Annotated in this window: 12 protein-coding genes; 5 read left to right on the top strand and 7 right to left on the bottom strand. The window is 67.8% G+C overall.

Annotation, left to right across the window (positions count from 1 at the left end; translation table 11 throughout):
* Positions 1-148 precede the first annotated feature (148 nt).
* Genes M673_RS15990 through M673_RS15970 form a run of 5 tightly spaced genes read right to left on the bottom strand, consistent with a single transcriptional unit; the run spans position 149 to position 4,487 of the window.
* Complete coding sequence (locus M673_RS15990; protein WP_061977087.1) at positions 149-646, bottom strand: hypothetical protein; 498 nt, start codon at positions 644-646, stop codon at positions 149-151.
* Positions 647-661: 15 nt separating this feature from the next.
* Positions 662-1,720 carry a D-TA family PLP-dependent enzyme gene (locus M673_RS15985; RefSeq protein ID WP_061977085.1) on the bottom strand — a complete coding sequence of 353 codons (1,059 nt, stop codon included), beginning with the start codon at positions 1,718-1,720 and terminating at the stop codon, positions 662-664.
* A 12-nt stretch (positions 1,721-1,732) separates the two neighbouring features.
* Positions 1,733-2,647: a MurR/RpiR family transcriptional regulator gene (locus M673_RS15980; protein ID WP_082639532.1), complete on the bottom strand. Its 915-nt coding sequence runs from the start codon at positions 2,645-2,647 to the stop codon at positions 1,733-1,735.
* Positions 2,644-3,714 (bottom strand): ABC transporter ATP-binding protein, encoded by a 1,071-nt coding sequence (locus M673_RS15975; RefSeq protein ID WP_061977084.1) that lies wholly within the window; start codon positions 3,712-3,714, stop codon positions 2,644-2,646. Before M673_RS15975 ends, M673_RS15980 begins: the two co-directional genes overlap by 4 nt.
* A gap of 8 nt (positions 3,715-3,722) precedes the next feature.
* Positions 3,723-4,487, bottom strand: a complete 765-nt coding sequence (locus tag M673_RS15970; RefSeq protein WP_061977082.1) for an SDR family oxidoreductase — start codon at positions 4,485-4,487, stop codon at positions 3,723-3,725.
* 189 nt (positions 4,488-4,676) lie between these two features.
* On the opposite strand from M673_RS15970, the gene M673_RS15965 reads away from it, so the two are divergent.
* From M673_RS15965 to M673_RS15945, 5 genes are all read left to right on the top strand, one after another.
* Positions 4,677-5,924 (top strand): ABC transporter substrate-binding protein, encoded by a 1,248-nt coding sequence (locus M673_RS15965; protein ID WP_061977080.1) that lies wholly within the window; start codon positions 4,677-4,679, stop codon positions 5,922-5,924.
* A 231-nt stretch (positions 5,925-6,155) separates the two neighbouring features.
* Positions 6,156-7,028: a carbohydrate ABC transporter permease gene (locus M673_RS15960; protein ID WP_061977078.1), complete on the top strand. Its 873-nt coding sequence runs from the start codon at positions 6,156-6,158 to the stop codon at positions 7,026-7,028.
* 1 nt (position 7,029) lies between these two features.
* On the top strand, positions 7,030-7,854 hold the full coding sequence (locus M673_RS15955; RefSeq protein WP_061977076.1) for a carbohydrate ABC transporter permease: 825 nt from the start codon (positions 7,030-7,032) through the stop codon (positions 7,852-7,854).
* A 10-nt stretch (positions 7,855-7,864) separates the two neighbouring features.
* Positions 7,865-8,887, top strand: a complete 1,023-nt coding sequence (locus M673_RS15950) for an SIS domain-containing protein (protein ID WP_061977074.1) — start codon at positions 7,865-7,867, stop codon at positions 8,885-8,887.
* Positions 8,884-9,621, top strand: coding sequence for a copper homeostasis protein CutC (locus tag M673_RS15945; RefSeq protein WP_061977071.1), 738 nt, complete (start codon positions 8,884-8,886; stop codon positions 9,619-9,621). Before M673_RS15950 ends, M673_RS15945 begins: the two co-directional genes overlap by 4 nt.
* Here the strand turns inward: M673_RS15945 and M673_RS15940 are convergent.
* Both M673_RS15940 and M673_RS15935 read right to left on the bottom strand, forming a co-directional pair.
* Positions 9,618-10,697 (bottom strand): ABC transporter ATP-binding protein, encoded by a 1,080-nt coding sequence (locus tag M673_RS15940; RefSeq protein WP_061977069.1) that lies wholly within the window; start codon positions 10,695-10,697, stop codon positions 9,618-9,620. The two genes, M673_RS15945 and M673_RS15940, sit on opposite strands and share 4 nt — an antisense overlap.
* Positions 10,698-10,707: 10 nt before the next feature.
* Complete coding sequence (locus M673_RS15935; protein ID WP_061977067.1) at positions 10,708-11,541, bottom strand: carbohydrate ABC transporter permease; 834 nt, start codon at positions 11,539-11,541, stop codon at positions 10,708-10,710.

The following is an 11,541-nucleotide window of genomic DNA, read 5'->3' as shown; positions in this document are numbered from 1 at the left end:
ATGGGGCGCACAAGGGGGGACGCGGCGCGAGATGACGCAAGCGACCCCTCACTTTACGGGGCGACCGACAGCTTTCGTGGGATGGCCCGGCCGGCGGAAGGGCGATCCTCGATGCGATCGGGGGCGGCCCAAAAGCCGCCCCGTTTCCTCACGCCGTGCGGGCGCGGCCGAGCGGGAAGGGCATGTAGCCGACGAAGCCGGTCAGCTTCCAGCGTCCGTCGATCCGGCTGGCGAAGTAAAGCGTCTGCCAGCTGAGCACCTCGACGCCGCCGCCCTCCAGCGCCACCGTGCCGTCGAACTTCTTGTGCGCCACGGCCCGGTCGCCCGAAATGTCGATGTCGCGCAGGTTCGTGGCGCGAAACAGCGCCTCGCGCACCGGCTCGGCATAGCGCGTGAGCTTGGCGCTCTCGGCCTGCCGCAGCCATTCGTCGCGATAGGATTCCAGCGTCGGAAAGGCGAGGCGCCAGGAATCGGGGATCTCCGACTTGTGCGCGTGGAGGCCGAAGAAGCGATCATGCGCGAAGTCGCCGTCCACCATTCCCCAGTCGGCGGCGAGAAAGGCGTCGATGTCCCGCTCCACCAGCATCTGCCAGAGGAAATGGCGGTCGGCATCGCCGGGCGGAAAGGGGTTTTCGGTCGGGAGCATGGGGTCGGGTCCTTGTCATCGAAGGCGGCCGCGCGCGTCGACCGGGGCGATCTCGACCTCGCCGCCGGGATGAACGAGCACGACCTCGTCGAAGAGATTGGTGACGGGGCAGCAATGGTTGGGCAGGATGCGCACGCGCTCGCCGACCTTGGGCTTGGCCGCGCTGTTGGTGAGGTCCAGCGTCCCGTGCTCTTCGGAAAGCGAAACGAGCTTGGCATCGGGATATTCGAGAACCAGACCAAAGCCTTCCATGCCGAGAAGGTCGGAGGTCAGCGCCTTGGAGCCGGTGTCGAGAATGGCGCGGGTCTCGGTCGGGCGCGAGACGACGGTGGCGAGCACGGTGAGCGCGCACTCGTCCACCGTGCCGACACCCTCCGCCACCTGGAACCGGTCGAGATAGATATAGGTGCCGGGGCGATATTCGTTGGCCGCGCTCACCTCGGCCGCTCGCCAGAGATCGGGCGTGCCGCCCGTCGTCACGACTGTGGGCGAAAGCCCCGCCGCCTCCAGAAGGCGCCGCGCCTCGGCCAGCCAGCGATTGCTCGCCTCCGTGCCGCCCTTGGCGGGGTAGGTCATCAGGCCTCCGAAGCGAAGGCCCTTTGCAGCACTGATCGTCTTGGCCAAGGCCATGGCCTCGGCCGCGCTCTGCACGCCGCAACGCCCGCCGCCCGTGTCGCATTCCACCAAAACCGTCAACGGCTCGGCCTCGCCGGCGAAGGCGGCGGAATACCCCTCGACGGTTTCGGCGCTGTCGGCTGTCACCTTCAGCGTGACACGCCGGGCCAGCGCCTTCAGCCGTTCTAGCTTCGAGGCGCCAAGAATGTTGTAGGGCAGGAGAATGTCGGTGAGGCCGCCATCGGCCATGACCTCGGCCTCGCCGATCTTCTGACAGGTGATGCCGGCCGCTCCCAGTTCCACCTGCCGCCGGGCAAAGCGCACCAGCTTGTGCGTCTTGATATGCGGGCGCAGCGTCAGGCCGTTTTGATCGGCATAGTCCTGCGCGCGCTTCAGGTTCGCCTCGGCCTTGGCGAGGTCGATCAGGACGGCGGGCGTGTCGATGTCGTCGAGGGTCATGGGAGGGCTTTCTCAGTCGCCGATCGGCAGGGCCGGGTCGGGCGCGGCATGGGTGTTGAGATTCTGGCGGATGCGGCGCAGCCCTTCGAACAGGCGCGGGCCGATCGCCTCGGCTGTCGCGAGCGCCAGGATGTCGACCAGCGCCAGAAAGGCATAGCGGCCCGAACTCGGCTTGTAGAGATTGCCGTCCTCGCAGGCGGGAAGATGCAGCGCCGCGTCGGCGCTTGCCGCCAGCGGCGAGCCGGGCGCGGTGATCGCCAGCGTTTCGGCGCCGTAGCCGCGCGCGATCGCGGCCGCTTCCACGACGCTGCGCCCCTGGCCGGACACGGAAAGGGCCAGAACCACCGTGCCGGGCCCGGCGACGCTCGCCAGCATGCGCTGCATCTGCCCGTCCGTCTCGGCCCGGATGTCGAGCCCCAAGCGAAACAAGCGATTCTCCAGTTCGCGCGCCATCATGGAGGACGTGCCGCCCGAGCCGAAGGCAAGGATGCGGCGGCTGTTGGCAAGGCGCAGCGCCATGCGCTCGACAACCGCCGCGTCGAGCCCGGTGCGAAGGCGGGCGAGGGCGCTGACCGCGCCGTCATAGATCGTGTCCAGCGCCTGCGTGCGCTCGCCGCCCGGCTCGCCGGTGGTGGCGGCGCCGAGATAGGCCTCGCCGCGCGCCAGCGCCTGCGCCAGCCGAAACTTGAAATCGGCCGTGCCGGCGCAGCCGAGCGCGCGGGCAAAGCGCGTGACGGTCGGCTCTGACGTGCCGCAGCGCTCGGCGATCTCGGCGATCGTGCCGGTGGAGGCGAGGCGCGCGTTGTCGAGCACGAAGGCCGCAAGGCGCTTCTCCATCTTGGTGCCGCCCTCCGCCAGACGGCGCAGGCGAGCGATGACGTCGAAGCCGGGTGCGGCCCCGGCGGGGCGCGGCCCGCCCGGCCTCACGCGGCGAGCGCCCTTTCGACGCGCCGACCGCTGGCCGCCTCGAACAGGTGGCAGTCGTCCGGCGAAACCTCCAGCGGCAGCGTCTCGCCGGGCCGGGCCGCCACGCGCTCGGACAGGACGACGCGCACCGCCGTCTCGCCGATCGTGCCGAAGACATGGGTTTCCGCGCCCGTCGGCTCCACCACGCCGACGCGCAGCGGCAGGCCGGCGCCATCGCTGGCGCGGCGGAAGCGCTCGGGCCGGATGCCGACCAGGAACTCCGCGCCGCTGGATTCGGGCGCCAGCGGAAGGGTAATGCCGGCCGGCATGGCGAGCCGCCCGTCCGCGCCGCGCTGCGCCGGCAGGAGGTTCATCGGCGGCGAGCCGAGAAAGCCCGCGACGAACGTGTTGGCCGGCCGGTCGTAGAGCTCCAGCGGGGCGCCGACTTGCTCGATCCGCCCGGCATTCATCACCACGATCCGGTCGGCCATGGTCATGGCCTCGATCTGGTCGTGCGTGACATAGACGATGGTGGAGCCCAGCGTCTGGTGCAGCGCCTTGATCTCGGTGCGCATCTGCATGCGCAGCTGCGCGTCGAGATTGGACAGGGGCTCGTCGAACAGGAACAGGTCGGGCTCGCGCATGATCGCACGACCCATGGCGACGCGCTGGCGCTGGCCGCCCGAAAGCTGCGCCGGCTTGCGGTCGAGATAGGGACCGAGATTGAGGATTTCGGCGGCCTTCTTCAGCCGCGCCTCTGTCACGCCGGCATCGTCGCCGCGCACCTTGGGGCCGTAGAGGATGTTGTCGCGCACGCTCATATGCGGAAACAGCGCGTAGGACTGGAACACCATCGCGATGTTGCGCTTCTGCGGCGCCACGTCGTTGGCACGCTTTCCCGCGATGCGCAGCTCGCCCGAAGTCACCGTGTCGAGCCCGGCGATCATGCGCAAAAGCGTGGACTTGCCGCAGCCGGATGGACCGACCAGCACGATGAACTCGCCGTCGCGCACCTCGAGATCGAGCCCATGCAGGATGTCGAGCGGCCCGTAGCGTTTCTTCAGGGCGTGAAGGCTGAGTTCGGCCATGGGGGCTCCTAGGAAATAGCCTCGACGAAGGTCGGATTGCCGGCGCCCAGCCCCGCATCCACCGGCAGCGCGACGCCGGTGATGCCGGAGCTGAGGGGCGAGGCGAGGAAGAACACGGCCTCGGCCACTTCCTGCGGCGTCACCATGCGGCGAAGCGGATAGAGCGGCGCGATGCGGCCGAGAAGGTCGGGCTTCTCGGCAAAGCGATGGTCCCAGGCGGGCGTGCGCACCGAGCCGGGGCAAACCGCGTTGGCCCGCACCCCGTCCGGCCCCGCCTCGACAGCGATCGCCCGCATATAGGCCAGAAGCCCGGCCTTGGCGGCGGAATAGGCGGGGTTGCCGTAATGACCGAGCGCGTTGACCGAGGAAACGAAGACGAAGGCTCCCGAACCCCGCGCCCGCATGGCGCCGAGCAGCGGCGTCGCCAGATCGCGCGTGCCGGTGAGGTTCACGGCCAGCTCGTGCCGCCAGGCCTCGTCGTCGGTGGTCGCCAGCGTTTCGGCCCGCGTCCAGCCGGCGTTGGAGACGAAGATGTCGGGCACGCCGACGTCCCGTTCGATGCGCGCCGCCGCCGCGCGGCAGGCGGCGGGGTCGGCAAGGTCGAAGCCGAGGCGCAGCGCGACGGCGGGATGGGTCACGCGCTCCAGCGCGGCCGGGTCGAGATCGCACAACACCAGCCGCGCGCCGCTCCGGCCGAACCGCTCGACCAGCGCGGCGCCGATGCCGCCGCAGGCGCCGGTGATGACCACAAGAGGAGAGGAGGAATCCGACATGGCGTCTCGAAGCGGATGAGGGTCGGACCGATGCTGTTCGTCAAAATGAAAAAAAGCAACGGAAAAAACCGGTCATCCTGCCCATAAATTGCGCTTGCGAAAAAGATTTACATTCGAAAAGATCAGACCGTTCGTCATTGGCAAGGGAGCCGAACGATCGGCCCGCGCCGCGAAGGAGGATCGGATCGCATGCGCATCGCATCTCACTGGGCCCAACGCACCGTTCGCGTCGCTCTCTCCGGCGTCGCCCTTCTGGCGCTGTCCGCTGCGGCCGAGGCCGGCACCGTGCGCGTCACGGTGGCGGAGTATTCCGCCAAGACCGGCCCCTATTTCGAGAAGGTGGCCAAGGACTTCGAGACCGCCAATCCCGGCACCGACATTCAGATCGAAGTCGTGCCCTGGGACAGCCTTCAGCAGAAGCTGACCACCGACATCTCGGCCGGCACCAATGCCGACCTTTCCATCATCGGCACGCGTTGGCTGCTCGACTTCGTGAGCCAGGGCATCGCCGAGCCGCTCGACGGCTACATGGACCAGGCCTTCAAGGACCGGTTCATTTCGACCTTCCTCACGCCGTCCGTCATGGACGACAAGACCTACGGCCTGCCGATCGCCGCCTCGGCCCGCGCCATGTACTACAACAAGGATCTCTTCCAGAAGGCCGGTGTCGCCAACCCGCCCAAGACTTGGGCCGAGCTGGAAGACGCCGCCAAGAAGATCTCCGCGCTGGGCGATGGGGTCTACGGCTTCGGCCTGCAGGGCAAGGAAATCGAGACCGACGTCTACTACTACTATGCCATGTGGTCGCACGGAGCCGAGATCGTCGAGGACGGCAAGTCCGGCCTCTCCTCGGCCGGAGCTGCCGAAGCGGCCAAGCTCTACAAGCGCCTGATCGACGAGAAGGCGACCCAGCCCGGCGTCACCTCCTATTCGCGCGAGGACACGCAGAACCTCTTCAAGCAGGGCAAGCTCGGCATGGTCATCACCGCGCCCTTCCTGTCCAACCAGATCCGCGACGAGGCGCCGAAGCTCCAATACGGCGTCACCGGCATTCCCGCCGGTCCGAAGGGCGACAAGGGCACCTACGGCGTGACCGACTCGATCATCATGTTCCAGAATTCCAAGAACAAGGACGAGGCGTTCAAATTCCTCGACTTCCTGTTCCAGACCCCGCAGCGCGTCGCCTTCACCGTCAACGAAGGCTTCCTGCCGGTTGAAAAGGAAGAAGCGCAGGATAAGCACTTCACCGACAGCGCCGACCTCAAGGTCTTCACCAGCCTCCTGCCCGACGCGCGCTTCGCGCCCGTCATCCCCGGCTGGGAGGAAATCGCCGACCTCACCTCCAATGCCCTGCAGAGCATCTATCTCGGCAAGGAAGAGGTCGAGCCGGCCCTCAAGGCCGCCGCCGAAAAGGCGGACGCGATCCTGAAGCAGTAGGCAGAGGCGTTCGCGGGGGACGCCGTCCCCCGCACCCCCTGCCAGGGGAAATGATTTCCCCTGGACCCCTCCTTCTCTTGGCATGTGTCCCAACCCGGGAAGGGCCGCTGGCCCTCCCCGGGTTGGGAAAAGAAGTCCCAAAAGAATGGAAGGGTCCGGGAACTCGTTCCCGGGCGGGGATCGGGGCGGCAGCCCCGCAAACACCCACGCCCACAGCCTCAAGGAGCGCGCATGACCGCCGAGCGGCCGATACTGCCCTATCTGATGATCGCGCCGAGCCTGTGTCTGGCCCTGGCGATCGTGGTCTGGCCGATCGTGGAACTCTCCGAGATCGCGAGCCACAGCGTGAACCGCTTCGGGCAGCTGCGCGATTTCGTCGGGCTGGCGAATTTCGAGGCGCTGTGGAACGACCCGAACTTCATCGCGAGCCTGTGGCGGACGCTGGTCTGGACGGTGTGCGTGGTGGGCGGGGCGCTTTTGACGGCGATCCCGGTGTCGCTGGTGCTGAACGAGGATTTTCACGGGCGCGGGCTGGCGCGGGTTCTCGTGATGCTGCCCTGGGCGGTGTCGCTGACCATGACGGCGATCGTCTGGCGCTGGGCGCTGTCGGGCGAAAGCGGGATGCTGAACTCGGCCCTGATGGGCATGGGGATCATCGGCACGAACATCCAATGGCTGGCGGAGGCGTCCACCGCCTTCCCCATGCAGATCTTCATCGCGGTGATCGTGACTGTGCCCTTCACGGTGACGATCCTGCTCGGCGGCCTTTCGGCGATCCCGGACGATCTATACGAGGCGGCGGCGCTGGAAGGGGCGGGGCGTTGGACGATGTTTCGCACCATCACGCTGCCGCTCCTGAAACCCTTCCTCAACATCGCGATGATCCTGAACACGATCTACGTGTTCAACTCCTTCCCGATCATCTGGGCGACGACGCAGGGCGGCCCGGCCAATTCGACCGACATTCTCGTGACCTATCTCTACAAGATGGGCTTCCGGCTGGGAAAGCTCGGCGAGGCCTCGGCCGTGTCGCTGGTGATGTTCGCGATCCTGCTCGTGTTCACGCTCGTCTATGTCCGCCTGTCGATGCGGCGGGAGGCCTGAGATGGACGGCAAGCTGAAGCGCAGCCTGGTCTGCTGGCTGATCCTCCTGCCCTTCGTGGTGGCGGGCCTGTTTCCCTTCGCGGTGATGGGGATCACGGCGCTCAAACCCCAGAACGAGGTTCTGAACCCGACCTGGTGGCCTTCGCGGCTCGCCTTCGAGAATTTCGTGACCATGTGGGGCGCGACGAATTTCGGCCCGGCGCTTCTCAATTCGCTGATCGTCTCGGTGGTCTCGACGCTGGCCGCGCTGCTCGTGTCGATCCCGGCAGCCTATGCGCTGGGGCGGTTCCGCTTCCGGGGGCAGGGTGCGTTCCGGGTGTTTCTGATCATCACGCAGATGCTCTCGCCCATCGTCCTGGTGATCGGTCTGTTCCGGCTCATCGCCTGGGCCGGGCTGATCGACAATGTCAGCGCCGTGTCGCTGGTCTACGGCGCCTTCAACATCGCCTTCACGGTCTGGATGCTGCAGAGCTATTTCGCCACCATCCCGCGCGATCTGGAGGAGGCGGCCTGGATGGAAGGCGCCAGCCGCTGGCGCACGCTGGTCTCGGTCTTCCTGCCGCTGGCCGTGCCGGCCATCGTGGTGACGGCGATCTTCGCCTTCATCAACGCATGGAACGAGTTCGTCATCGCGCTGACCATGCTGCGCTCGCAGTCGAGCTACACCCTGCCGATCCAGATCTTTTCGCTGGTGGCAGGGCGCTACACCGTGGAATGGCACCATGTCATGGCGGCGACCTTCGTCGCCACGATCCCGGTCGCCATCGCCTTCGCCTGGCTGCAGCGTTATCTCGTGCGCGGCCTGTCGGTCGGCGCGGTAAAGTGAGGACTAGCGCATGAGCGAGACACTCGTGACCTTCATGCGGCGGGAGACGGAGGAGGCGGCCGAGGTGGTCGCGCGGCTTCTGGAGCGCGAGGGGCAGGCCATCACCGAGCTCGGCCTGCGCCTGCGCATGATGCCGCCGGCCGCCGTCGTCACCTGCGCGCGCGGCTCGTCCGACCATGCGGCGAGCTTCCTGAAATATGCCGTGGAAATGTCCTGCGGCCTGCCGGTCGCCTCGGTCGGCCCGTCCATCGCCTCGGTCTACGGCGCGCAGCTGCGCCTTCCGGGCGGCGTGGTCCTGTCCATCTCGCAATCGGGCAAGAGCCCGGACATCTTGGCCCTCCAGGCCAACGCCAAGCGCGGCGGGGCGCTCGCCGTCGCGCTTCTCAACCAGACGGATTCGCCGCTGGCCGAGGGCGCCGACATCGTCATTCCGCTTCATGCCGGTGAGGAGCGCAGCGTCGCGGCGACCAAGAGCTTCATCGCCTCCGTCGCGGCGGCCGCCGCGATCACCGCCGTCTGGAGCGGCGACGAGGCGCTGGAGCGCGCGGTGCGGGACCTACCGGCCGCGATCGCCCGCAGCGTGCGCGCGGACTGGACGCCCGCGCTGGAGCGGCTCGTGACGGCGCATTCGCTCTTCACCGTCGGGCGCGGACCGGCCTTCGCCATCGCGCTGGAAGCGGCGCTGAAATGCAAGGAAACGGCGGGGCTTCATGCCGAGGCCTTTTCCGCCGCCGAGGTCGCGCACGGGCCGATGCAGCTGATCGGGCCGGACGTGCCGGTGCTCGCCTTCGTGCCGCGCGACGCGGCCGAAGCGTCGAGCCTGGAAGCGCTGGAGCGGCTGCGCGGGTTCGGCGGGGCGGTCTTCACGGTCGGCGAAGGGCGCGACCTGCCCTCGGTGGCCACAGGACATGGCGTGACCGACCCGATCCCGATGATCGCGGCCTTCTATGCCATGGCGGAAGCGCTGGCGCGCCGACGCGGGCACGACCCGGACCGGCCGGCCAAGCTCAGCAAGGTGACGGAAACGCTGTGAGCGGGGCAGGCGCCTCGCGGCTTCTGGAGGTCTGCGTCGACGATCCCGCCGGGCTCGAAGCGGCGATCCGTGGCGGGGCCGACCGGATCGAGCTGTGCTCCGCCCTGGCGCTGGGCGGCTTGACGCCCTCTGAGGGCTTCATGCGTCTGGCGGCCGGGGCGCCCGTTCCGGTCTATGCGATGATCCGGCCGCGCGGCGGCGACTTCGTGTTTTCCGAAAGCGAGGCCGATAGCATGCTGCGCGACATTGAGGCGGCGCGAGAGGCGGGTCTTGCCGGTGTTGTGCTCGGGGCCGGGCAGGCGGACGGGCGGCTCGATCTGGCGCTCTTGGAACGGCTGGCGGCGGCCTCGGCCGGGCTCGGCAGGACGCTGCACCGCGCCTTCGACTTGACCGCTCCCGATTTCGAAACGGCGCTGGAAGAGGCGATCGACCTCGGCTTCGAGCGCGTGCTGACCTCGGGCGGCGCGCGATCGGCGCCGGACGGCATCTCGGTTCTGGAGCGCCTGTTCGAACGGGCGGGCGGGCGTATCGCGATCATGCCGGGCTCGGGCGTCACGCTCGCGACGCTGCCGGGTCTCCTCGGTCGGCTTCCGATCCAAGAGGTCCACGCCTCCTGCTCGGCGCCGGCCACGCTGCGCAGCCGCGCCGCCGAGCGGCTGGGCTTTGCCGGCAAGGGGGATCGGCGCACCGACGAGGCGACGGTGCGCGCGTTGAAGGCGGTGCTCCTCGCTTAGTTCAGCCGCGCCCCGCCATCGGCCGCGAAAAGGTGGAGATGGCCGGGGGCAAGGCGCATCGGCACGTGGTCGCCGGCCCGAAGCCGGCTGACGCCGGGCACGAAGGCCTTCACCGAAACGCCGCCGAGATCGCAATGGACGATCGTGCCCATGCCGGTCGGCTCCACCAGCTCCACCGGACAGTCGAGGCCGGAGCCTTCCGTGCTTTCGCCGATCAGCACGTGTTCGGGCCGCACGCCAAGGGTCAGCGGCGTGCCCTCCGGGGCCGAGACCGTGGCGGGCAAGGGCACGCGGCGTTTTTCGCCGAGATCGAGAAACACCTCGTCGCCGACGCGCCGCACGCGTCCTTCCAGGAAGTTCATGGCAGGCGAGCCGATGAAGCCGGCGACGAAGCGGTTGGCCGGGCGTTCGTAGAGATCGAGCGGCGAGCCGATCTGGCGGATCTCGCCGCCCTCCATGGCGACGATCCGGTCCGCCAGCGTCATGGCCTCGATCTGGTCGTGCGTGACGTAGATCGAGGTGGCGCCCAGTTCCTGATGCAGCTTCTTGATCTCCGCGCGCATGTGCTCGCGCAGGCGCGCGTCGAGATTGGACAGCGGCTCGTCGAACAGGAAGGCCTGGGGCTGGCGCACGATGGCCCGCCCCATGGCGACGCGCTGGCGCTGCCCGCCCGATAGGGCCTTGGGTCGCCGGTCGATCAACTTGGTGAGGCCGAGCTTCTCGGCCGCGCCGGACACGGCGGAGAGAATGCGCTCCTTCGGCGTCTTCTTCAGGCGCAGCGCATAGCTCATGTTTCCGCTGACCGACATATGCGGGTAGAGCGCGTAGGACTGGAACACCATGGCGAGGTTCCGGTCCTTGGGCGGCAGCTCGTTGACGCGGTTTCCGGCAATGGCGATCTCGCCGCCCGTCACCTCCTCCAGCCCCGCGATCATGCGCAGCAGGGTCGATTTTCCGCAGCCGGACGGGCCGACCAGCACGATGAACTCTCCGGCGCGGATCGACAGGTCGACCGAGCGCAGGATGGTGAGCGGCCCATAGGCCTTGTGGACGGAGCGGATGTCGATGGCAGCCATGGGAAATCCTTCAGCCTTTGACCGCGCCGGCCGTCAGGCCCTGCACGAGGAAGCGCTGGATGAGGAGGAAGAACAGGACGGCGGGAATGAGCGCGAGCACGCCGGCGGCCATCATCTGCCCGAAATCGACGCCGAACTTCGAGACGAAGGACAGGAGCCCTACGGGGAAGGTCGAGGCGTCCACCTTCGACACCAGCATGAGCGCGAAGAGAAGCTCGCTCCAGGCGGCGGTGAAGACGAAGCCGAGCGTCGCCGCCATGCCGGGCAGGGTGAGGGGCACGATGATCTCGCGAAACGCCTGGAAGCGGCTCGCCCCGTCGATCTGCGCGGCCTCCTCCAAATCCCTCGGAATGCCGTCGAAGAAGCTCTGCATCAGGAAGATGGCGAAGGGCACGTTGAACGTGGTGTAAACGAGGATAAGGCCGGTCAGCGAGTTGGTAAGGCCGAGCGGCGAGAGCATGCGGAAGATCGGCGCGATCAGCATCACCAGCGGAAACATCTGCGTGACGAGCAGAAGGCCGGTGATCCACATCTTGCCGCGAAAGGCGAAGCGCGAGAACGCGTAACCGCCGAAGGCCGCGATCACCGTGACGATGGCGGCCGTCGAGAGCGAGACGATCAGGCTGTTGCGAAAGAAGAGCGGGAAGTTGGAGTTCTCCAAGACGAAGCGGAAATGCTCAAGGCTCGTGCGCGAGGGCCACATCCGCACGCCTTCCGAATACATGAGGTCGTTCGGCGTCACCGAGACCTTCACCAGCCAGTAGAGCGGAAACAGCGCGAAGAGAACGAAGAGAAGCAGCGCGAAGCGATGCGCCAGCGTGCCGAGAAGGCTGTGATGGCCCAT

The organism is Aureimonas sp. AU20, assembly GCF_001442755.1.
In the GTDB taxonomy this organism is placed as follows: Bacteria; Pseudomonadota; Alphaproteobacteria; order Rhizobiales; family Rhizobiaceae; genus Aureimonas.
This window is presented reverse-complemented; position numbering and strand designations above follow the sequence as displayed.